The 21,701-nt window shown below is 64.5% G+C and carries 18 protein-coding genes; 12 read left to right on the top strand and 6 right to left on the bottom strand.

The genetic code is table 11. From position 1 onward, the window contains the following. The 3 genes from treS to QZ634_RS14655 all read right to left on the bottom strand — a co-directional run bounded on the left by treS (position 1) and on the right by QZ634_RS14655 (position 6,518). On the bottom strand, positions 1–3,348 hold the full coding sequence (gene treS, locus QZ634_RS14665) for a maltose alpha-D-glucosyltransferase (protein ID WP_291989590.1): 3,348 nt from the start codon (positions 3,346–3,348) through the stop codon (positions 1–3). A gap of 312 nt (positions 3,349–3,660) precedes the next feature. After that, positions 3,661–5,595 carry a 1,4-alpha-glucan branching protein GlgB gene (gene glgB, locus QZ634_RS14660; RefSeq protein ID WP_291989589.1) on the bottom strand — a complete coding sequence of 645 codons (1,935 nt, stop codon included), beginning with the start codon at positions 5,593–5,595 and terminating at the stop codon, positions 3,661–3,663. Continuing rightward, entirely contained in the window at positions 5,592–6,518 is a 927-nt protein-coding gene (locus QZ634_RS14655; protein WP_291989587.1) for a mechanosensitive ion channel family protein, read from the bottom strand. The genes glgB and QZ634_RS14655 overlap by 4 nt, the downstream gene beginning before the upstream one ends. Positions 6,519–6,635: 117 nt before the next feature. Here QZ634_RS14655 and QZ634_RS14650 point away from each other — a divergent pair, with 117 nt between their 5' ends. Beyond that, positions 6,636–7,175, top strand: a complete 540-nt coding sequence (locus tag QZ634_RS14650; RefSeq protein ID WP_291989585.1) for a MarR family transcriptional regulator — start codon at positions 6,636–6,638, stop codon at positions 7,173–7,175. A 185-nt stretch (positions 7,176–7,360) separates the two neighbouring features. Here QZ634_RS14650 and QZ634_RS14645 read toward each other — a convergent pair whose 3' ends face one another. Together QZ634_RS14645 and QZ634_RS14640 are read right to left on the bottom strand one after the other, a co-directional pair. Then, entirely contained in the window at positions 7,361–7,594 is a 234-nt protein-coding gene (locus tag QZ634_RS14645; protein WP_291989583.1) for a hypothetical protein, read from the bottom strand. 252 nt (positions 7,595–7,846) lie between these two features. Continuing rightward, positions 7,847–8,485, bottom strand: a complete 639-nt coding sequence (locus QZ634_RS14640; RefSeq protein ID WP_291989581.1) for a histidine phosphatase family protein — start codon at positions 8,483–8,485, stop codon at positions 7,847–7,849. A gap of 197 nt (positions 8,486–8,682) precedes the next feature. Here QZ634_RS14640 and QZ634_RS14635 point away from each other — a divergent pair, with 197 nt between their 5' ends. The 7 genes from QZ634_RS14635 to QZ634_RS14605 all read left to right on the top strand — a co-directional run bounded on the left by QZ634_RS14635 (position 8,683) and on the right by QZ634_RS14605 (position 16,203). Then, on the top strand, positions 8,683–8,940 hold the full coding sequence (locus QZ634_RS14635) for a hypothetical protein (RefSeq protein WP_291989579.1): 258 nt from the start codon (positions 8,683–8,685) through the stop codon (positions 8,938–8,940). A gap of 5 nt (positions 8,941–8,945) precedes the next feature. Next, positions 8,946–11,756, top strand: coding sequence for a type I restriction-modification enzyme R subunit C-terminal domain-containing protein (locus QZ634_RS14630; protein ID WP_291989577.1), 2,811 nt, complete (start codon positions 8,946–8,948; stop codon positions 11,754–11,756). Beyond that, positions 11,753–13,168 (top strand): restriction endonuclease subunit S, encoded by a 1,416-nt coding sequence (locus tag QZ634_RS14625; protein ID WP_291989575.1) that lies wholly within the window; start codon positions 11,753–11,755, stop codon positions 13,166–13,168. The genes QZ634_RS14630 and QZ634_RS14625 overlap by 4 nt, the downstream gene beginning before the upstream one ends. 69 nt (positions 13,169–13,237) lie before the next feature. Next, positions 13,238–13,492 carry an AbrB/MazE/SpoVT family DNA-binding domain-containing protein gene (locus QZ634_RS14620; protein ID WP_291989573.1) on the top strand — a complete coding sequence of 85 codons (255 nt, stop codon included), beginning with the start codon at positions 13,238–13,240 and terminating at the stop codon, positions 13,490–13,492. Between the two features lie 12 nt (positions 13,493–13,504). After that, positions 13,505–13,915: a PIN domain-containing protein gene (locus QZ634_RS14615; RefSeq protein ID WP_291989539.1), complete on the top strand. Its 411-nt coding sequence runs from the start codon at positions 13,505–13,507 to the stop codon at positions 13,913–13,915. Between the two features lie 3 nt (positions 13,916–13,918). Next, complete coding sequence (locus QZ634_RS14610; protein WP_291989537.1) at positions 13,919–15,466, top strand: class I SAM-dependent DNA methyltransferase; 1,548 nt, start codon at positions 13,919–13,921, stop codon at positions 15,464–15,466. Positions 15,467–15,870: 404 nt separating this feature from the next. Next, positions 15,871–16,203 (top strand): nuclease-related domain-containing protein, encoded by a 333-nt coding sequence (locus QZ634_RS14605; protein WP_291989535.1) that lies wholly within the window; start codon positions 15,871–15,873, stop codon positions 16,201–16,203. On the opposite strand, the gene QZ634_RS14600 is transcribed toward QZ634_RS14605, so the two are convergent. Further along, positions 16,196–17,479, bottom strand: a complete 1,284-nt coding sequence (locus tag QZ634_RS14600) for a DUF3422 domain-containing protein (protein ID WP_291989532.1) — start codon at positions 17,477–17,479, stop codon at positions 16,196–16,198. The two genes, QZ634_RS14605 and QZ634_RS14600, sit on opposite strands and share 8 nt — an antisense overlap. A gap of 370 nt (positions 17,480–17,849) precedes the next feature. Between QZ634_RS14600 and QZ634_RS14595 the strand changes: the two genes are divergently transcribed. Genes QZ634_RS14595 through thiS form a run of 4 tightly spaced genes read left to right on the top strand, consistent with a single transcriptional unit; the run spans position 17,850 to position 21,689 of the window. Beyond that, on the top strand, positions 17,850–18,323 hold the full coding sequence (locus QZ634_RS14595; RefSeq protein ID WP_043568064.1) for a 4Fe-4S dicluster domain-containing protein: 474 nt from the start codon (positions 17,850–17,852) through the stop codon (positions 18,321–18,323). A gap of 12 nt (positions 18,324–18,335) precedes the next feature. Continuing rightward, entirely contained in the window at positions 18,336–20,183 is a 1,848-nt protein-coding gene (locus QZ634_RS14590; protein WP_291989530.1) for an aldehyde ferredoxin oxidoreductase family protein, read from the top strand. 4 nt (positions 20,184–20,187) lie between these two features. Further along, complete coding sequence (locus QZ634_RS14585) at positions 20,188–21,435, top strand: FAD-dependent oxidoreductase (protein ID WP_291989956.1); 1,248 nt, start codon at positions 20,188–20,190, stop codon at positions 21,433–21,435. Then, a complete protein-coding gene (thiS, locus tag QZ634_RS14580; RefSeq protein WP_291989528.1) occupies positions 21,435–21,689 on the top strand; it encodes a sulfur carrier protein ThiS in 255 nt (84 codons plus the stop codon). Before QZ634_RS14585 ends, thiS begins: the two co-directional genes overlap by 1 nt. Positions 21,690–21,701: the final 12 nt, after the last annotated feature.

Below are 21,701 nucleotides of genomic sequence, written 5' to 3'. Positions count from 1 at the left end.
TTAGCTCGGTTCTTGCTCTTCAAGGTTCCTGAGCAGGCTGAAGAGGGGGACGGCAACCCAGTCGGGTCGGTTACCCATCTCGTAGCGCAACTCGTAGAGCGCCTTCTCGATGACGAAGAACTCGATCAGTCGTTCAGCAGCGCCCGCTTCCTCGGGCCACGCCGGGCAGCCCTTGACGGCGTCGCGGTAGCCGCTCATGAAGGCGTCTCTGACCTGCGCCTCCCAGCTCTCGACCAGCGGCCCGGCCCGATGGCGGTCGACCGGGTCTTCGTTGGTCAGGCGGTTGGTGGCCACCGCCGCCGCGTAGCTGAACGAGCGCAGCATGCCGGCGACGTCGCGTAGGGGCGAATGCTTCTGGCGACGCTCGTCCATCGAACGTGCGGGTTCGCCCTCGAAGTCGATGATCACGAAATCATTGTCGACGCGCAGCACCTGGCCGAGATGATAGTCGCCGTGATAGCGCATCTTGGCGGCCGAAATGCCGGCCAGTGCCTGCGGCGAAATGCGGTCCAGGAGCACCGGCCGCAACGCGGACAGGCGGTCGCAGCCGTCGCGCACCTCGTCGGAGAAGTCCTCTCTGCGCCGTTCGAGTTCGTCGAGCGTGGTCACTGCTTCGGCCTTCAACGCGTTTGACCAGCCGCTCATGTCCTGCTCGCTGATCGGTTCACGTTCGAAGGCCGCGTCGCCGGTCGAACGACCGAAAGCCTGGTGCAACTCGCCGGTACGGCGGCCGAGCACCTCGATCAGGGTCAGGAAGAAGTCGTGCGGGTTGCCGTCAAGCTCGTCGGCCGTCACCGCGACTTCGGTGAGGTAGCGTTCAAGATAGTCGAGCGTGAAGTTCCAGCTGTCACCCTGGTTCTTGGTGTAGCCCTGCAACAGTGCCAGCGTCATCGTCTGGCCGTCGGCACGGCGGATTTCGACCGAGCCTGCGACCGGAGCAATGTGCTCGTAGGGCGAGGTATCGGTCAGGAAGCGACCGACTTCGACCTCCGGGTTGGTCCCCGTTTGCAGGCGACGATAGCCCTTGAGGAACAGCTTGTCGCCGAAGTACACCGCGGTATTGCTCTGTTCCAGCGAGGGGTGCCGTACCGGCGCGTCGAGGCCGGCGGCCAGCCTGGCAAACGCCGGCGAGGCGTGGAACTCGAGACGACCGCGGGCAAAGGGGATGGCCACGTTCCTGCCGATTCCTTCGGCCAGGTCGCGGCAGAAGTCGTCGGCGCCGAAGGCGCCGTAAAGCAGGCCGGTGCGGTCTTGCTGGCGCACTCTGGCGAGCGCCCACGAGCCGAGCAGGGCACGCTGCTCTTCGCTGGTCTGGTCGTCCCAGCAGATGGCCAGCGGCAGGAAGTAGACCTGCGGTTCGATACCGGCGCAGTGCACTTCGATGATGGTCAACAGCCAGCTGCCCTTGTCGGTATCCCACGGCGCCTGCTCGACAATATTGATGCTCTCGATGGCGTGGCCCTTGCCGGCAAACCAGCGCTTGGTGACCAGGTAGGGTGCCAGCACCTTGTGCTGCAGCTGGTTGCGGGTGGTTGCGGCGATCGCCCGGCGCACGGTGGTGGCCGTGGTCTTGCCCCCCGAGAAGGTCAGCCAGCCCTCGGTGAGCACCAGCACCGGCAACTCTGCGCGCGGCAGACGTTCTTCGTGCCAGTACGGCACTTCGGCGTCGGTGGTCAGGCGGAAGCAGTACGTGCCGTGGCCGGCCAGGGTCAGCAGGTAGGGCAGGTCGCCGATCGGCGGGAACGCCGAGCGGCCGAGCAGCTCGACCGGTACGCGGCCCTTGAAGGGCGCCAGGTCGAGTTCGACCGGTTGCGCGTTGCGCGACAGATTGACGACGCAGAGCAGCGTCTCGTCCTCGTACTCGCGCACGTAGGCGAGGATCTTGCGGTTACCCGGTTCGAGGAAGGCGATGGTGCCGCGGCCGAAAGCCTTGTAGTTCTTGCGCACCGCGATCAGGCGCTTGGTCCAGTGCAGCAGCGACGACGGATTGCGCGCCTGCGCTTCGACGTTGATCGCCTCGTAACCGTAGATCGGGTCCATGTTCGGCGGCAGGTAGAGTCGCTGCGGGTCGGCCCTGGAGAAGCCGGCGTTGCGGTCCGGGCTCCACTGCATCGGCGTGCGCACGCCGTTGCGGTCGCCGAGATAGATGTTGTCGCCCATGCCGATCTCGTCGCCGTAGTAGAGGACCGGCGATCCTGGCAGGGTGAGGATGAGGAACTTCACCAGCTCGATCTTGTGGCGGTTGTTGTCCATCAACGGTGCCAGGCGGCGGCGGATACCGACGTTGACGCGCATCCGCGGGTCGGACGCATAGGCCTTGTACATGAAGGCGCGTTCGCTCTCGGTGACCATTTCCAGCGTCAGTTCGTCGTGGTTGCGCAGGAAGATCGCCCATTGGCAGTTGGCGGGGATTTCCGGCGTCTGGTTCATGATCTCGATGATCGGATGGCGTTCTTCCTGGGCGACGGCCATGAAGATGCGCGGCATTACCGGGAAGTTGTAGGCCATGTGACACTCGTCACCGTCGCCAAAGTACTCACGCACGTCTTCCGGCCACATGTTGGCTTCGGCGAGGAGCATGCGGTTCTGGTAGCGCGAGTCGATGACCGCGCGAATTTGCTTGATGACTTCGTGCGTTTCGGGGACGTTTTCGTTGTTCGTCCCTTCGCGGACGCAGAGGTAGGGGATGGCGTCGAGGCGCAGGCCGTCGACGCCCATATCCAGCCAGAAGCGCATGATCCGGATGACCGCCTTGACGACGTCCGGATTGTTGTGGTTGAGGTCCGGCTGGTGCGAGAAGAAGCGGTGCCAGTAGTAGGCCTTGGCGACGTCGTCCCAGGCCCAGTTCGACTTCTCGGTGTCGGTAAAGATGATGCGCGTTTCCGGAAACTTCTTGTCGGTATCCGACCACACGTAGAAATCGCGTTTCTTTGACCCCGCCGGGGCTCGTCTTGCCGCCTGGAACCAGGGGTGCTGGTCGGAGGTGTGGTTGATGACCAGCTCGGTGATCACGCGCAGCCCGCGGCGGTGTGCTTCGCGGATAAAGACGCGCGCGTCGTTGCGGTTGCCGTAGTCGGGGCTGACGTTGTGATAATCGGAAATGTCGTAGCCGTCGTCGCGCATCGGCGACGGATAGAAGGGCAGCAGCCAGAGCGTGTTGACGCCCAGATCCTGGATGTAGTCGAGCTTCTCGGTCAGTCCCTTGAAGTCACCGATGCCGTCGTCGCCGCTATCCTTGAAGGCTTTGACGTGCAATTCGTAAATGATCGCGTCCTTGTACCACAGGGGGTCGTTTTCCCAGGTCAGTTCAACCGCCGCAGCGGCTTTTTCTATCGACTCGTTGGCCATTTGCATCATTTCCTCCACTCAAGGGAAGTCGTCAAAGTTGCGTATCTCGTGGTCACGAGAAGGCGGTTGTCAGCAGGCGTATCGACCACCTGGCAAGGCGCGCCGGCGGTAAGCCGGCACGGCCAGGGGCTGTTCTATCCGGCCGGCCCGACCGTTTTACAGGGCCGGGGGGCAATGGTGAGCACGGCGTCAGCGTTGGTCACCACGAAGAAGCAAAGCATGACGGGATTGTCGAGCGCATGCAAGGGCGGAGCACGACCGCGGCGCTGGCCGGGCGGCGTCCTCCCTCTTGCGCGCTGAACCTGCCATCGCTCAGGAGCTGGCCCGGTTTTCGGGGACCGGCTTGAAAACCATCACGGACAGAGGCGGCACGGTCAGCGACAGGGAATGTCCATGGCCGTGTGCGGCCTGCGGCAAGGCTTCCGCCTGGCCAAGATTACCCATGCCGCTGCCGCCGTAGACCGTTGCGTCGCTGTTCAGTACTTCCTGCCACTGTCCGCCGCGCGGTGCGCCGACAACGTAGTCATGGCGCGGTACCGGCGTGAAATTGCAGACCACCAGCACGGTGTCGTCGTGGTGCTTGCCGTAGCGGAGAAAGCTGATCACGCTTTCCTCCCAGTTCTGGGCATCGATCCAGGCGAAGCCGTCACCGCTGAAGTCCCTTTCGTGCAGCGCCTTTTCCTGGCGATAGACACGATTGAGGTCCTTCACCCAGGACTGCACGCCATGGTGCGACGGGTATTGCAGGACGTGCCATTCGAGGCTTTCGTCGTGCTGCCACTCGCGTCGCTGGCCGAGTTCGCCGCCCATGAACAGGAGCTTCTTGCCGGGATGCGCCCACATCAGGCCGTAGAGCAGGCGCAGGTTGGCGAACTGCTGCCACTCGTCGCCCGGCATCTTGCCGATCAGCGAGCCCTTGCCATGCACCACCTCGTCGTGCGACAGCGGCAGGACGAAGTTTTCGGTGAATGCGTACCAGATCGTGAACGTCAGCTTGTCGTGCTGGTACTTGCGGAAGAGTGGCTGCTGCTGGAAATACTTCAGCGTGTCGTTCATCCAGCCCATGTTCCACTTCATGCCGAAACCCAGGCCGCCCATATAGGTCGGGCGCGAAACCATCGGCCAGGCGGTGGACTCCTCGGCCATCGTCTGCACGTCCGGATGGTCGCGATAGACCGCTTCGTTGAGGCTGCGCAGGAAGCTCATCGATTCGAGGTTCTCGCGGCCGCCGTGTTCATTGGGGATCCACTCGCCGTCCGCTCGCCCGTAGTCGAGGTAGAGCATCGAGGCCACGGCGTCGACGCGCAGGCCGTCCACGTGGTACTTGTCGAGCCAGAACAGCGCGCTGGACATCAGGAAGCCGCGCACTTCGTTGCGCCCGAGGTTGAAGATCGAGCTTTTCCAGTCGGGGTGGAAACCCTGTCGCGGGTCCTCGTGTTCGTAGAGGCAGGTGCCGTCGAAGTTGGCCAGGCCATGACCGTCGGCGGGAAAGTGCGAGGGTACCCAGTCGAGGATGACGCCGATCCCGGCCTGGTGCAGGGTATCGATCAGGAACATGAAGTCCTCGGGCGTTCCGTAGCGTGCCGTGGGCGCGAAATAGCCCGTCGATTGGTAGCCCCACGAGCCGTAGAAAGGGTGCTCCATCACCGGCATCAGTTCGACGTGCGTGAAGCCCATTTCGGTAACGTAGGCGGCCAGCTGGTGAGCCATTTCGCGGTAGCTCAGCGAGCGGTTGCCGTCCTCGGGAATGCGCCGCCACGAACCGAGATGCACCTCGTAGATCGACAGTGGCGCGTCGAGGGCATTGATCGCCCGGCGCTTGGCCATCCACTCGCTGTCGCTCCAGCTGTAGTCGAGCGTGCACAGACGCGAGGCACTGCGCGGCGGCTCTTCGGACTGGCGGGCAAAGGGGTCGGCTTTCTCCTGCGTCCCCATGCGGCTGGTGATCTGGAATTTGTAGCTGTCGCCCAGCGTCGGTCCGGCGATGAAGCCCTCCCAGACGCCCGAGTGGTCGCCGCGACGATGCAGCAGGTGACTGTCGGCCTGGAAGTCGTTGAAGTCGCCGACCACTGCCACTTTCTCGGCGTTGGGCGCCCAGACGCTGAACTGGAAACCGGCCTTGCCGGCCTTTTCGGTGGCGTGCGCGCCGAAACGGTCGTAGAGCCGGGTGTGGCTGCCCTCGCGAAAGAGATAGATATCGTGTTCGCTGAGCAGGCTGTGGGCGACGACGGCATTCTTGGTTTTCATTGCGTACCTCCGGGGTGCTGCGTGGCGCCCTCCATCGACAGACGCAAGGCCGGGCTTGAGCCGTCCTTGGCCCGACCGGGATAGACGGTGAGATGCGGGAAGGGAATCTCGATGGCGGCGGCATCGAAAGCGGACTTCAGGCGGCGCAGGTATTCGCGGCGAACGGTCCACTGTTCGATGGCCACAACCTTGAAGCGGCAACGCAGAATCACCGCCGAATCGCCCCAGGAATCGACGCCGACGATCTCGACGTCGTCGAGGATCCTGGCCGCGAAAGCGGCATCGGCGCGCAACTCGGCACCGACCGTGCGCATCACTTCGAGCGCCTGATCGACGCTCTCGCGGTAGGCCACGCCGACATCGACGACCGCCTGCGCAAAACCGCGGGTCATGTTGGTGACGGCGGTGATGCTGCCGTTGGGGACGTAATGAACGTGGCCATCGTAGTTGCGCATGCGCACGTAGCGCAAGGTGATTTCTTCGACCATGCCACCCTTGCCTCCCGCTTCGACGACGTCGCCGAGGCGGATCTGGTTTTCCAGCAGCAGGAAGAAACCGGAGAAGTAGTCCTTGACCAGACTCTGCGCACCAAAGCCGACGGCGAGGCCGACGACACCGGCAGCGCCGAGGATCGGGGCTACGGAAATACCCAGCTCGGCGAGCACCAGGATGCCGGCGACCAGCGAGATGATCACCGACGCCGCGTAGCGGAAGACGCGGCCCAGCGTCGCTGCCCGCTGCACCTCTTCACCATCGTGCATGCTGCTGCTGATGTAGATGCGGAAAGTACGGATCAGCTTGTGCGAGAAGGCCATCGCCAGCCAGGCGAGCACCAGGATGACGCCGATGCGCAAGGCCGATGCCATCGCTGGCGAGAGCTGGTAACCGAGGGAAAGAATTTGATCGAAGATTGCTTTGTCCATGTATATTCAGGTTGGTGAAAGATTGGCGAAAGAATTGAGAAATTTCGCTTGTACAAACGGTTTGAGCCTAATAGTATTGCATGAAAATAGTTTTTCGGCAACGCAGGGGTTAGTGCAATGACTCACACAAGAAAGGGCGGTGCGCTGAATGCCTCGCCAGAACAGGCGCTCGATGGTCAACGAGACGGGCTCGCCACGGGCAGGGACGGAGCGGATGACGCCTTCGGCAAGCTGCTGGAGCTGGTCCGTTCGGTTCAGAACGGCATGCAGAACATCGACGACACGCACGGCCTGAGTGGTTCGCAGCTCTGGGCCCTGTGGCAGATTTCGGCGCGCCCCGGTTTGCGCGTCTCGCAGCTCGCCAGTGCGCTGCACATCAAGCCGTCCACGGCCAGCAACCTGCTCGACAAGCTCGAACTGCGCCAGTTGGTGCGTCGTGAACGGCGCGACGTCGACAACCGGGTCGTTTGTCTGCACCTAACTGACCAGGGCGTCGAAGTGGTCAAGGACATTCCTGGTCCGCTGCAGGGTCGCCTGCGCGGCGCCTTGGCAAGAATGCCGCAGCCCCTGCTCGGGAACCTGCGCCACGGGATGACGTCGCTGCTCGAGCTGATGGGCGAGGCGACTCGCCACCGCTCGGTACAGTCGAAAGCCTGAGTGCCTGGGTGCGGCAGTCGTCCGCGGCTGGCCGGGGCGTTTCGCCATGGCGCTGGTAGTGCTGCATTCTTGATGAGACTTTCAGCAACCCTGACAGCAGCGTGAAAGCGTGCGGTGGCTGGAATTCGCCCGGTCCATACCGCTGCCCGCGTCGCCAAACCCGGGCAGCCATTCCCCCGCCACCGTCATTGCGAGGAGGCGTAGCCGACGCGGCAATCCAGTTCCATGCTCTGACTACTGGTGCGCCACATCAGCCGAGCGAAAAACAGAACCTCTGGATTGCCGCGTCGGCTGCGCCTCCTCGCAATGACGTGCACGCGGCTTTTGGCGACTGCTGAAAGCAGGGCGAAAACCCGGTGGTGGATGAAATTCGCAGGGTCCATGCCGGGGCGGCCCTCGTCGCCACCCACGGCGCTCATGGCCCACACACCGTCATTGCGAGGAGGCGCAGCCGACGCGGCAATCCAGAGGTTTTGCGCTTCGCGCAGTCGATGCGGCGCAAGGTAGCAAGAGGATGGAACTGGATTGCCGCGTCGGCTACGCCTCCTCGCAATGACGAGCGGGCTGGCGTGTTGCCGCCTTCCCGACGAGGCTTTCAGCAACCCCGACAGCCGCGCGCAACCCCCGTGGTGGCGGGGATGCCTATGTTCCACTCTGCCTGCAGCACTACGCTAGGGGAGTTCGTCAAGCCCGACCATCGTCAGATGGTCGGTCACTCCCCACGCTTCCATGCGCCAGTCGTCGCCGCTGGCGCTGACCCAGTTGATGCCGGCGTTGGGGATCAGGAAATCGCGCGCTTGGCGCAACGAGGTTCCGCGCACCAGACGGTTGACGATGTCCAGGACGCCGCCGTGCGTCACCACCGCGATCGTTTGGCCGCGATGCTCGTCGACCAGGCGCCGCAATCCGGTGCTGACACGCAGGTGGAGTTGCTGCAGGCTCTCACCGCCGTAGGGAATGACGAAATCCGGTACCCGCTCCTCGAACTGCGCGTACACGTCCGGATAGCGGGTCCGCGACTGCTCGTAGGTCAGCCCTTCAAAAAGCCCGTAGCGTCGCTCGCGAAACTCCGGTCGCAGGACCGGCACCCGCTTCAGGGCCGCCGCCAGGCGCTCGGCAGTCTGCCGCGCGCGCAGCAGATCGCTGCTGTAGAGCGCGTCCATCGCCAGTGGCGCCAGCCACTGCGCGGCGGCGTCAGCCTGCGCCATTCCGGTCTCGTCCAGCCCGACGTCGATATTTCCCTGAATGCGCTTCTCCGCGTTCCAGGATGTTTCGCCATGGCGGACAAGGCAGATGCGGGTGGCTTCCATAGGTATTCGTTCACCAGCTGGGTTGGCGACCAGCGCTCGGTCGACGGGAGAATCTGACTCTGCCGGCCTGAAGCCGCGCCCGGGTCAGGTTCGCGAGGAGCAGATTCTAAGCCATTTGCAGCGACTGCTCCGTGTGTCGGGCGAAAGTGCCGCCGCGGTTGATAACGGTGTCCCGGCGGTGCCCCCGCGGTGCCCTCGTGCTGCTCCTCGTGCGGCTCCTCGAGGCCGCAAGCCGCGCCGCCCGCGTCGTGCGCGCATCGCTGTGGCAAGATGTCACCTTCATCGCCGCCGGCCAGCCAAACGCTGCGCCGTGCGCGACGCTGGACGAGAATAAGAACCCGAACCGGGAGGTTGAAGCGATGTTCCTGCCGCCGCGAGCGGTCTTTTACCGTCGCCGCCGCGAGCGCTGCGCGCAGCGTGTCGTTGTCGACCCCGTCGTCCGGACGCTGGGCTAGAAGCCATGCCCACCGCCGAACAACGCGCCCGCGAGCAAATCGACCAGCTCCTGACCGCTGCCGGCTGGTCGGTGCAGAGCATCGCCGCGGCCGACATCCACGCCGCCCGGGGCGTAGCGCTGTGCGAATTCCCGCTCGAAGCCGGGCACGGCTGCGCCGACTACCTGCTCTACATCGACGGCAAGGCCGCCGGTGTTATCGAAGCCAAGAAGCAGGGCGCGACGCTCACCGGGGTCGAGATCCAGTCGGCGCGTTACGCGCTGGGCCTGCCGCGCAGCCTGCCGGCGTGGCGCCGGCCGCTGCCCTTCATCTACGAATCGACCGGCGCCGAAACGCACTTCAGCAACGGCCTCGACCCCGAGCCACGCGCCCGCAACGTCTTCGCCTTCCACCAGCCGGCAACGCTGAGCGAATGGCTCAAGGCGCTGCCGCAAACGCCGGTCTTCACCACCGGCAGCGGCAGCACTGCTCTGCACGTCGATTTCGCACCGCTTACCTTCCTCGCTCGCGTCCGCGCCATGCCCGAGCTGCTCAGCGAATGGGGCGACGGCCTCAGCAAGCAGCAACTGTGGCCGGCACAGATCACCGCCATCCACAACCTCGAGCGCTCGCTGGCCGCCAACAAGCCGCGCGCGCTGATCCAGATGGCCACCGGCAGCGGCAAGACCTTCACCGCGATCAGTTTCATCTACCGGTTGATCAAGTACGCTGGCGCGCGCCGCGTGCTGTTCCTGGTCGACCGCGGCAACCTCGGCCGCCAGGCGAAGAAGGAGTTCGACCAGTACGTCTCGCCGGTCAACAACTTCAAGTTTGGCGAGGAGTACATCGTCCAGCATCTCGCCAGCAACCACCTGGACACCACCGCCCGCGTCTGCATCGCCACCATCCAGCGCATGTACTCGATGCTCAAGGGCCGCGAACTGGCCGTGGACGACGAAGAGCAGAGCACTGCCGGCATCGACGCCCTGTTCAAGCAGCCCGAGCCGATCGACTACAACCCGGCGATCCCGATCGAGACCTTCGACATCATCGTCACCGACGAAGCGCACCGCTCGATCTACAACTTGTGGCGGCAGGTACTCGAGTACTTCGACGCCTCTCTGATCGGCCTCACCGCCACGCCCAACAAGCAGACCTTCGGCTTCTTCAACCAGAACCTGGTGATGGAATACGGCCACGAGCAGGCGGTCGCCGACGGCGTCAACGTCAACTACGACGTCTATCGCATCCGCACCGAAGTCAGCGAAGCCGGCGCCAAAGTCGAAGCCGGCTACTGGCTGGAAGTGCGCGACAAGGCCACCCGCGCCCGCCGCGACTGGCAGCTCGACGACGACTTCGAGTACGAGCCGGCCGAGCTCGACCGCAGCGTGCAGACGCCCGACCAGATCCGCACCATCGCCCGCACGCTGCGCGACAACTGGCAGCGCGACCTCTTTCCGCAGCGCAGCGAGCTGCCCAAGACGCTGGTCTTCGCCAAGGACGACAACCACGCCGAGGCGATCGTCGAAATCCTTCGCCAGGAGTTCGGTCGCGGCAACGATTTCGCGCAGAAAATCACCTATCGCAGCACCGGCGACACGCCGGAAAACCTGATCCGTGCCTTCCGCAGCAGTTACTACCCGCGCATCGCCGTTACCGTAGACATGATCGCCACCGGCACCGACATCAAGCCGGTCGAGATCGTCGTCTTCATGCGCAGCGTCAAGAGCCGCAGCTTCTTCGAGCAGATGAAGGGCCGCGGCGTGCGCATCGTCAGCGATGACGACCTGCGCGGCGTCACCCCCGGCGAGCACGTGCACAAGGACCGCTTCGTGATCGTCGACTGCGTCGGCGTCTGCGAGCGCGACAAGACCGACTCACGGCCGATGGACCAGAAAAAATCGGTGCCGCTGAAGGCGCTGCTGCAGGCGGTCAGCCTCGGCAACGTCGAACCCGAGGTGCTCTCCAGCGTCGCGCTGCGCCTGTCGCGCCTCGAAGCGCAGATCAGCGACGCCGAACGCGCCAGGGTGCGCAGCACTGCCGGCGGCGTCGACCTGAAGGAGCTGTCGCGCACCATCGTGCAAGCGATCAACCCGAGCAGCGACCGCTCGGCGCAGCAAGCCGACGACGCGCTGCGCCAGGCGGTCAAGCCACTCGCCAACCCGCAACTGCGCGAGCTGTTACTCAGCCTGAAAGCACAGAAGGAACTGGTGATCGACATCGTCACCCAGGATCGCCTGCTCGGCGCCGAGTATTCCGCAGCCGCCCGCGAGCGCGCGCAGGGCATCGTCCAGAGTTTCGAGGCCTTCATCGCCGAGCACCGCGACGAGATCACCGCGCTGCAGATCCTCTACAACCGCCCGACCCGCGCGCCGCTCAGCTTCGCCGACCTGCAGGCGCTCGCCGACACCCTGCAGGCGCCGCCGCAGCTATGGACCGAAAGCCAGCTCTGGCAGGCCTACGCGGCACTCGACAAATCCAGCGGAGGAAACAGGGTGCGCGGCGCCAGCCAGCGGCGTATCCTCACCGACCTCGTCTCTCTGGTGCGCTACGCGATGCACCAGGAGAACGAACTGGTGCCCTACCCCGAGCGCGTCGCCGCCAACTTCAAGGCGTGGATGACGCAGCAGGAGGCGGCAGGCAAGGGATTCACCGACGAGCAACGCTGGTGGCTGGAGAAGATGGCTGAGCACATCGGGTCCAACCTCGGCATCGAGGCGGAGGACTTCAGCTACGCACCGTTTGACCAGCGCGGTGGGCTGGCGAGAGTGCATCAGATTTTTGGAGTGGAGTTGCCGAAGGTGATTGAGGACTTGAACAGGGAGTTGGCGGCGTGAACGACCCAAGGATGGTACGGCTCCGCGATCTTGGCAGGTGGGCCGGCGGCAACACGCCTTCCAAAGCAAATTCTACCTACTGGACCAATGGCACGGTTCCGTGGGTTTCACCGAAGGACATGAAGGTTGACGAAGTCACCTCGTCCGAAGATCACATCACAGCGGCTGCACTGGACGAAGGTCGCGTATCGCTCATACCCACGGGGTCCATTCTGTTCGTTACGCGAAGTGGCATCCTGGCGCATACGCTGCCCGTTGCCATTACCAGACTACCGGTTACGATCAATCAGGACTTGAAGGCGCTCGCACCGAAACCGGGTGTTTCGCCGACGTACGTTGCGCTCGCTGTACGGGCCGCCAGCCGGCGAATTCTCAACGAATGTGCAAAGCATGGGACAACCGTCGCGTCGATCGAAACCAACGCGCTACTCGACTTCAAGATTCCGCTGGTCGATCTCAAAGAGCAGCACCGCATCGTCGCCGAAATCGAAAAGCAGTTTTCCCGTCTCGACGAAGCCGTCGCCAACCTCAAGCGCGTCAAGGCCAACCTCAAGCGCTACAAAGCCGCCGTCCTCAAAGCCGCCGTCGAGGGCCGGCTCGTCCCAACCGAAGCCGAACTTGCCCACAACGAGGGGCGTGATTACGAGAGCGGCGACCGACTACTGCGACGCATCCTGGAAAACCGCCGCAGTCAGTCACAGGGAAAGGGCAAGCACAAGGAACTTACCGCGCTCGACACCACTGACTTGCCCGATTTACCGGAGGGCTGGACATGGGCTCGCCTCGATTCAATTGCAGCGCTTAAAGGAGGCATCACGGTCGACAGCAAACGCCAAGACCCAACGGCCAGAACCGTGTCATACCTGCGCGTCGCCAATGTGCAACGTGGTTACCTCGACCTCAATGAAGTAAAGACCATCAACGCACCGGCGAATGACATTGAGGAATTGCGCCTTCAGCCCGGCGACATTCTGTTCAACGAAGGAGGTGACCGCGACAAACTCGGGCGCGGGTGGATATGGGAAGGGCAGTTGGCCGAGTGTATTCATCAAAACCATGTGTTTCGCGGGCGGCTTGTGTCGCAGGACATCGCCCCTAAACTCGTGTCGTGGTGGGGAAACTCATTTGGCAAGGACTATTTCCAGCGCGAGGGAAAACAGACAACGAATCTGGCGTCGATCAATTTGACGAAATTGAGCGCTTTCCCTGTCCCATTGCCGCCCCTCGCCGAACAACACCGAATCGTCGCCGAAGTCGACCGCCGCCTCTCTGTCGTCCGCGAAGTCGAGGCCGAGGTCGATGCCAACCTAAAGCGCGCGCAGGCATTGCGGCAGGCCGTGCTGGCGCAGGCGTTCGCGCCGCCGGGAGCGACTTGCGCGGGCCAGAGCGAGCACGCGGCTGCCACTGCGTAGGCAAAAACCCGTCGGTGCCCCCGCGGTCGCAGCGTTTCTGCGTTCCTGCTTTTCTGCTAATCTGCAACCATGAAAGCCACCGTCACCATCACCAGCCGCGGCGTCGTCACGCTGCCGGCCAAGCTGCGTCAGGCGCTCGGCCTTAAGGCCGATGACCAGTTGATCGCCGAGACGACGCCCGAGGGCCTGCTGCTGCGCCCGGCAGTCACCCTGCCGGTCGAGATCTACACGTCCGAACGCGAGCGCGAGTTCGACGAGGCCGAGGCCGAACTGGCGCAGCTGCTCGCCAACCGGCCCACGCCGGCATCGCCGGCCAGGCGCTGAAAACACCGCACCATGCGGGTGTTTCTCGACGCCAACATCCTGTTCTCCGCCGCCAAGTCCGACGGTGCCGTGCGCGCAATGCTGCAGTTGCTCGTCGATCATGGCCATGACTGCCGGGCCGACGCCTATGTCGTCACCGAGGCACGGCGCAACCTGGCCGCCAAGGGGCCAGAGGCGCTCGACGTGCTCGATGCGCTGCTGGCGGATCTGCAAATCGCCGCAGCAACACCGGCCGCCGAGCAGAGCGAGGACTTGAACTGGCTGCCCGAGAAGGACCGCCCGGTCCTCACCGCGGCGATCCGGCTCGGCTGCGAGGTCCTGGTCACCGGCGATCGCACGCTTTTCGGCCCTGGCTACGGGCAGACCTTCGGCGGCGTCACCATCCATTCACCGCGCTCGCTGGTCGAGCAACTCCTTGCCTGAACCATGAACGCAAACACCCTCGTCCAGAAACTCTGGAACTACTGCAACGTCCTGCGCGACGACGGCATGAGCTACGGCGATTACGTCGAGCAGCTCACCTACCTGCTGTTTTTGAAGATGGCCGACGAGCGCTCGCGCCCGCCGTACCGGCAGCCGAGCATCATCCCGGCGCTCTACGCCTGGCCAGAGCTGCTGACGCGCGACGGCGACGAGCTGTTCGACCACTACCGGCACGCGCTCGAACGGCTCGGCGGCGAAAAAGGCACGCTCGGGCTGATCTTCAACAAGGCGCAGAACAAGTTCCAGGACCCGGCCAAGCTGCGACGGGTGATCGTCGACCTGATCAACGAGGAAGACTGGTCGTCGCTCGGTGCCGATGTAAAAGGCGACGCCTACGAGGGTCTGCTCGAGAAGAACGCGCAGGACACCAAGTCCGGCGCTGGCCAGTATTTCACCCCACGGCCGCTGATCCAGGCGATGGTCGACGCCATCGCGCCGCGACCCGGCGAGTCGGTCTGCGATCCGGCCTGCGGCACCGGCGGCTTCCTGTTCACCGCCCACAACGCCATCACCCGCAACTATCCGAACCTTACCCGCGACGAGAAACGCCACCTCAAGGAAGGCGCTTTTCGCGGCTGGGAGCTGGTGCAGGGTACGGCGCGGGTGTGCGCGATGAACCTGCTGCTGCACGGCATCGGCTCGGAGACCAGCGTGCCGATCGTCGTCGCCGACGCCCTGGCCGCCGACCCCGGCGAGCGTTTCGACGTGGTCCTCGCCAATCCGCCGTTCGGCAAGAAGAGCAGCACGCAGATCGAAGGCGCCGACGGCAGGCGCAGCACCGAGAAGGACGTGATCGAGCGCGACGACTTCTGGGCGACGACATCGAACAAGCAGCTCAATTTTGTGCAGCACATCAAGACGCTGCTCAAGTCGCACGGCCGCGCCGCGGTGGTGGTCCCCGACAACGTGCTCTTCGAAGGCGGCGCCGGCGAGACCATCCGCCGCAAGCTGTTGCACGAGTGCGACGTGCATACGCTGCTGCGCCTGCCGACCGGCCTCTTCTACGCGCAGGGCGTGAAGGCCAACGTGTTGTTCTTCGACAAGAAGCCGGCCAGCCAGACGCCGTGGACCCGCCAGCTGTGGATCTACGACCTGCGCACCAACCAGCACTTCACGCTGAAGACCAGGCCGCTCAAGCGCGCCGATCTGGACGAGTTCGTCCGCCTGTATCAGGGGCGGCGTGCGGGCGAGCCTGCCGATCGCCCGGCCAACCGCCACGACCGCACAGCCACCTGGAGCGAGCAAGCGGATACCGCTGGCGGCGCCGGCCCCGACGGCCGATGGCGCGTGTACGCCTACGACGAAGTGATCGCCCGCGACAAGGCCAGCCTGGACATCTTCTGGCTCAAGGACGACAGCCTCGCCGACAGCGACAATCTGCCCCCGCCCGAAGTGATCGCGCAGGAAATCGTCGAAGACCTCGAAGCGGCGCTGGAGCAGTTCCGCTTGATTGCCGGCGACTTGAACGGTAGTGCCACGGAGTCCACATAGAAGGCGAATACACGGTCGCCGCTGAAGGACACGCCCTTGCGCAACGCGGGGCAGTCACTACTGTAGTGCTGCATTCTTGATGAGACTTTCAGCGACCCTGACAGCCGCGTGAAACCGCAGGGCGGCTGGAATTCGCCTGGTCCATACCGTTGCCCGCGTCGCCAAACCCGGGCCACCATTCCCCAGCCGCCGTCATTGCGAGGAGGCGTAGCCGACGCGGCAATCCAGTTCCATTCTCTGACTACTGGTGCGCCACATCAGCCGAGCGAAAATCAAAACGTCTGGATTGCCACGTCGGCTACGCCTCCTCGCAATGACGTGCACGCGGCTGTGGCGCTGAATTCCCGACGCGACTTTCTGCACGCCGGAAACTGCTTGGAGACAAGCTGGAAACACCAGGCCTCGTGGCGATCGGTTTTCTCCTTGTAACGTCGCTGGAGTGGTGGAGCGATTACACCGATCGGCCACCCCGGCCTAAACTCTTCTCGCCGTTCGCCCTCGGTTTGCTGGCGTTTGTCGCATGGAGATTCTGGCGCTTGCGGCTCCGCTTCCACGCACTCCACCAAGGCATTGAAGGAGAACGAGCGGTCGGCCAGTTCCTGGAGCGCCTGCGGGAGGACGGCTATCACGTCTTCCACGACCTCACGGGCGATGGCTTCAACATCGACCACGTCCTGATCGGCCCCGCCGGGATCTTCACCATCGAAACCAAGACCTGGAGCAAACCCGTCAAGTGACCGCGCGCTGCACCAGCTGCCGGATATGGCGCACGCCGAGCGCGGCGACGATCACCACGATCGGAATCGCGATCCCGGTGACGATTTCCGGATTGACCGGCGCGCCAGCGGCCTTGATGGCCTTGGCGGCATAGCCGACCAGGCCGACCACGTAGTAGCTGACCGCGGCCACCGACAATCCTTCCACCGTCTCCTGCAGACGCAACTGCAGTTTCGCGCGTCGGGCGGCGGTGCTGAGCAGCGACTGGTTCTGCCGCTGCAAGGCGATGTCGACGCGCGTGCGCAACATCTCGCTGGCGCGACTGATCCGTTCCGACAGGCTGTCCTGGAGCCTGGCGACGGTTTCGCAGGTGCTCATCGCCGGCAGCAGGCGGCGCTCGACAAATTCGCCGATGGGTTGCACGCCTTCCACACGCACCTCCCGCAGTTCGGCAAGGCGGCGTTCGACCAGATCCTGGTACGCGCGCGCCGCGCAAATCTTGCCCAGAGTGGACGAAATGGTGCCCTCGACGACGGCGGCAAGCCTCGTCAGCCGGTCGAGGAGGGCGGGTTCGTCTTCACCGCTGACGTCAACCATTTCGTTGAGCAGCGCCGAGAGTTGGTGGTCGGCATCGGCCAGCACCGGCAGGGTGGCCCTGGCGATCGGGAGGGTGAGCAGCGCGCGCATCAGATAGGTTTCTACCTCCAGCAAGCGCTGCACCATTCGTCCCGCCTGGCGCGGGGTAAGGCTGATGTCGTCGATCAGGAAGCGGCTGAAGCCGTCCGCGTGAATGCGAAAGTCGGCGCGCACGCTGGCGACGCCGTCACCGACGCGGCCGCCGACGAGCAGGTTGCCTTCGAACAGGTTGGCCAGCTCGTCGCTGTCCGGCGTTGCCGCCGGTGCCTTGCGCAGCGCGACGTGTGCGGCCACCAGCACCTGGCCCGGCAGCTGATCGAGCCAGGCCCGCGGCACGCTGGCGATTACCGGCTGGGCAAAGGGGTCGCCGGACTCGCCCTGACGAAAGAAAGTGTAGCTAGTGCACTCGGCGCGTCGCTCCCACTTGAGCCGGAAGGTGCCCAAGTCGACCTTGAAGTGGTTGACCTCGGGTGCCGGCGCAGTGACACCGTAGCGCGTGCATAGCTCGACGATGCTGTCGTACTCGGCTTGCCGGTTCGCCGGGTCGGTGGCCAGCGCCAGATACGACGCCTGCTCGGGGATGCTCAGCGCTTCCGGGGGGCGGGCATGCAGCTCGTAGTTGAGCGCAAAGCGCAGCGGGTGATTGCTTGGTTTCGTCACACATGATTCCTTTTTTTTTCGTGGCGGGATGCCTGGCGGATTTGCGCCAATGCGCACTCTAACGTCTCGCGACGACATCCGTTGACCTTCATATGCTGCAGCGCAGCAAAAAAACAATGCTTGCTGACATGCCGCTTATCACAAACCGCGATCGAATCTTTACAGCGTAGTTGTTGCGAGCGCACATGCCATGCCGGCGCGCTGCGCAATCGCCATCCGAGCTCGCGAGCCGCCGCCCCCGACCAATTGCTGCAGCGCAACTTTTACAAGTGTCGGCGATTGCCTATAGTGATCAGTCAGTCGCAGCGGGAAAAGAGGACTGCGGCGTCATTCAGCAGAATCTCATCGATCTGTTCACGGAGGAGACGTCATGCAGAAATCCTTGCACATCGACCCGGGCAAATGCACCGGCTGCCTGCAGTGTGAAATGGCCTGCTCGTACGAGCATACCGGGGCCTTCAACCCGTCGCGGTCATTGATCAAGGTTTTTGACTTCCATCACGAAGGGCGCAAGGTTCCCTACACCTGCACCCAGTGCGCCGAAGCCTGGTGTCTCAACGCCTGCCCCGTCGAGGCGATCAAGGTCGACGCGTCCACCGGCGCCAAGGTGATTCTCGACGCAGTCTGCGTCGGCTGCAAGGTGTGCACGATTGCCTGCCCGTTCGGCACGGTCAATTACAGCCACGAGACCGGCAAGGTGCAGAAGTGCGACCTCTGCGGTGGCGACCCGGCCTGCGCCGAAGCCTGTCCGACGGACGCCATCACCTATATCGACAGCGACTGGACCGGCCTCGAGCGGATGCGCAAGTGGGCGCAAAAGACCGACAGTGCGGCACGGGTTTGAGGAGAGACGACCATGGCATGGACTCGCAAGATTCTTCGCGTCAACCTTACCCAGGGAAACTGTGTCAGCGAAGCGCTGAACATGGAGTGGGCGGCGCAGTACCTCGGCCAGCGCGGGCTGGCCAGCAAGTATCTGGTCAGTGAAATCGACCCCAAGGTCGATCCGCTGTCGCCGGAGAACAAGATCATCTACGCCACCGGTCCGCTGACCGGAACGATGGCCTCGACCGGCGGGCGCTATTCGGTGGTCACCAAGGGGCCGTTGACCGGCGTCATTGCCTGCTCGAACTCCGGTGGTTTCTTTGGCGCCGAGCTGAAGTTCGCCGGCTGGGACATGATCATCGTCGAAGGCAGGTCGCCGAAGCCGGTCTATCTGCACATCGAGAATGAGCTGGCCGAGCTGCTGCCGGCGGACGACCTGTGGGGAACGACCGTCTGGTCGACCGAGGCGACGCTCAAGAAGCGGCACCAGGATCCGCTGCTGCGCGTTTCGAGCATCGGTCGCGCCGGTGAGAATCAGGTCCTCTTTGCGGCCATCGTCAACGATCTGCATCGCGCCGCCGGACGCTCCGGCGTCGGCGCGGTGATGGGCTCGAAGAACCTCAAGGCGATTGCCGTGCGTGGCACGCGCGGCGTCGGCAACATTGCCGATCCCAAGGCCTTCATGGCGGCCGCGACCGCCGGCAAGAAGGTGCTTGCCGAGAACGCGGTCACCGGCCAGGGCCTGCCGACCTACGGCACGCAGGTGCTGATGAACGTGATCAACGAAATGGGCGCCTTGCCGACGCGCAACCATCGTGATGTCGAGTTCGAAGGCGCGCGCAAGATTTCCGCCGAAGCGATGCACGAGAAACGTGCCAGCGACGGCCGCACGCATCTGGTCACCAATCAGGCGTGCTTTGGCTGCACCATCGCCTGCGGGCGGATCTCGCGTATCGACGAGACACACTTTTCAGTGGAAACGAAGCCCGAGTACTGGGGGGCCAACGGCGGTCTCGAATACGAGGCGGCCTGGGCGCTCGGTAGCGCCAACGGCGTCGACGACCTGGAAGCGCTGCAGTTCGCCAACCTCCTGTGCAACGAGGACGGCATGGACCCGATCTCCTTCGGGGCCACCGTCGGCGCGGTGATGGAGCTCTACGACCTGGGCATCCTGAGCAAGGAAGAGATCGGCCTCGAGGTGCCCTTCGGCTCGGCTGAAGCGCTGTGCAAACTGGCCGAGATGACCGCGCGCGGCGAAGGCTTCGGCAAGATCCTCGGTCAGGGATCGAAGCGCGTGTGCGCGAAGTACGGCAGGCCCGAACTGTCGATGACCGTCAAGGGGCAGGAGTTCCCGGCCTACGACGGGCGCGCCCTGCAGGGAATGGGGCTGGCCTACGCGACGTCGAACCGCGGCGCCTGCCATCTGCGCGGCTACATGGTTTCCAGCGAGGTGTTCGGCATCCCGGTCAAGACCGACCCCCGGGAAACCGCCGGCAAGCCGGAGATGCTCAAGGCGTTCCAGGACGCGACGGCGGTCGTCGATTCGAGTGGGCTGTGCGTGTTCACCACCTTCGCGTGGACCATGAACGACATCCAGCCGCAGATTCAGGCGGCGTGCGAAGGCGAGTGGTCGCAGGAGTCGCTGTTGCAGATGGGCGAGCGCATCTGGAATCTCGAACGCGATTTCAACCTCGCGGCCGGGATCACCGGCAAGGACGACACGCTGCCGCCGCGGCTGCTCAACGAACCGTGCAAGACCGGCGGCTCGAAAGGCATGGTCGCCGAGATCGGCAAGATGCTTCCGGAGTACTACAGCCTGCGCGGCTGGACTCCCGACGGCGTGCCGACCGCCGCCACCCGCTCGCGTCTGGGGCTGTGAAGTGATCAGACACCTGATCATCGGCAACGGCCCGGCCGGGGTCGTTGCCGCCGAGACGCTGCGCCGCGCCGACGCGCAGGCCGAAATCACCCTGCTCGGCGACGAGGCCGAACCGCCGTACTCGCGGATGGCCATTCCCTACCTGCTGAGCGGCAAGATCGGTGAGCCCGGCACCTACCTGCGCAAGGACGCCGATCACTTTGAACGCTTGCGTATCAAGTTGCTGCACGGGCGCGCCGCCGCGCTCGACGCCGGCCAGCAGACCGTTACCCTGAGCGACGGCAGCACCCTCGCCTGGGACCGGCTGTTGATCGCCAGCGGCGCGCATCCGGTACGGCCGCCGATCCCCGGCATCGACCTGCCACAGGTCCTGTCGTGCTGGACCCTGGCCGATGCGCGCCGGATTGCCGCCGCCGTCGCGCCGGGGGCGCGCGTTCTGCAGATGGGCGCCGGCTTCATCGGCTGCATCATTCTGGAGTCGCTGGCCGCCCGCGGCCCGCAACTGACGGTCGTCGAAATGGGCGAGCGGATGGTGCCGCGCATGATGGACGAGGTGGCCGGGGCGATGATCCGTCGCTGGTGCGAAGGCAAGGGCGTGCAGGTTCTCACCGGCCGGCGGGTGGAGGCCATCGAACCGGCGGGCGAGGCCTTGCGGGTCCGGCTCGACGACGGCGAAATCCTCGAGGTCGACGCGTTGATCAACGCCACCGGCGTCAAGCCGAACGTCGAGTTTCTCGTCGGCAGCGGCGTCGCCGTCGATCAGGGCATTCTCGTCAATGACTCGATGCAGACCAGCGTCGCCGGCATCTACGCCGCCGGTGACGTCGCCGAAGCGGTCGAGTTCGCTACCGGTCGTCGCGTGGTCAATGCCATCCAGCCGGACGCCGTCGAGCAGGCACGCATTGCCGCGCTGAACATGGCCGGCCAGGCGGCCGCCCTGCCGGGCACCTTCGTATTCAACGTTCTCGACACCATGGGCCTGATCTCCGCCTCTTTCGGGCAGTGGCAGGAGTTCCCGGGTTGCAGCAGCGCGCACCTGCTCGACCAAGCCGGGTATCGCTACCTGCGGCTGGTCTTCGACGGCGAGCAACTGGTCGGCGCCAACAGCATCGGTCACACCGAGCACATCGGTGTCCTGCGCGGCCTGATCCAGGGTCGGGTTCGCCTCGGCGACTGGAAGGCGCGCTTGCTGGCCAATCCGCTGCTGCTCAGTGAAGCCTATCTCGCCAAGGGGTTGGCGGCGACGCACTGATGCCGATCACGCTCAAGCTCTACGCCTTTCTTTCCGATTACCTGCCGGCGGAAGCGCGGCGCAGCAACGCCGTCGCTCTCGACGTTCCCGACCAGACCACCGTCGCTGCGCTGATCGCCAGCCGGGCGCTGCCGCCGCGCCTGGTGCATCTGGTTCTGCTCAATGGCCAGTTCGTTCCCCCGCAGGAGCGTGGCGCGCGTACGCTGACCGCTGGCGATGTGCTGGCGATCTGGCCGCCGATTGCCGGCGGCTAGATCCCGGGACCC

Source organism: Candidatus Accumulibacter sp. ACC007, from assembly GCF_907163205.1.
In the GTDB taxonomy this organism is placed as follows: domain Bacteria; phylum Pseudomonadota; class Gammaproteobacteria; order Burkholderiales; family Rhodocyclaceae; genus Accumulibacter; species Accumulibacter regalis.
The sequence above is the reverse complement of the archived record's forward strand: the minus strand, read 5'-3'. Positions and strand labels throughout refer to the sequence as shown.

Coding starts and splice junctions, on each gene's coding strand:
- treS (WP_291989590.1), bottom strand. CDS start 3,348: ATGGCCAACGAGTCGATAGAAAAAGCCGCTGCGGCGGTTGAACTGACC.
- glgB (WP_291989589.1), bottom strand. CDS start 5,595: ATGAAAACCAAGAATGCCGTCGTCGCCCACAGCCTGCTCAGCGAACAC.
- QZ634_RS14655 (WP_291989587.1), bottom strand. CDS start 6,518: ATGGACAAAGCAATCTTCGATCAAATTCTTTCCCTCGGTTACCAGCTC.
- QZ634_RS14650 (WP_291989585.1), top strand. CDS start 6,636: ATGACTCACACAAGAAAGGGCGGTGCGCTGAATGCCTCGCCAGAACAG.
- QZ634_RS14645 (WP_291989583.1), bottom strand. CDS start 7,594: ATGAGCGCCGTGGGTGGCGACGAGGGCCGCCCCGGCATGGACCCTGCG.
- QZ634_RS14640 (WP_291989581.1), bottom strand. CDS start 8,485: ATGGAAGCCACCCGCATCTGCCTTGTCCGCCATGGCGAAACATCCTGG.
- QZ634_RS14630 (WP_291989577.1), top strand. CDS start 8,946: ATGCCCACCGCCGAACAACGCGCCCGCGAGCAAATCGACCAGCTCCTG.
- QZ634_RS14620 (WP_291989573.1), top strand. CDS start 13,238: ATGAAAGCCACCGTCACCATCACCAGCCGCGGCGTCGTCACGCTGCCG.
- QZ634_RS14615 (WP_291989539.1), top strand. CDS start 13,505: ATGCGGGTGTTTCTCGACGCCAACATCCTGTTCTCCGCCGCCAAGTCC.
- QZ634_RS14610 (WP_291989537.1), top strand. CDS start 13,919: ATGAACGCAAACACCCTCGTCCAGAAACTCTGGAACTACTGCAACGTC.
- QZ634_RS14595 (WP_043568064.1), top strand. CDS start 17,850: ATGCAGAAATCCTTGCACATCGACCCGGGCAAATGCACCGGCTGCCTG.
- QZ634_RS14590 (WP_291989530.1), top strand. CDS start 18,336: ATGGCATGGACTCGCAAGATTCTTCGCGTCAACCTTACCCAGGGAAAC.
- thiS (WP_291989528.1), top strand. CDS start 21,435: ATGCCGATCACGCTCAAGCTCTACGCCTTTCTTTCCGATTACCTGCCG.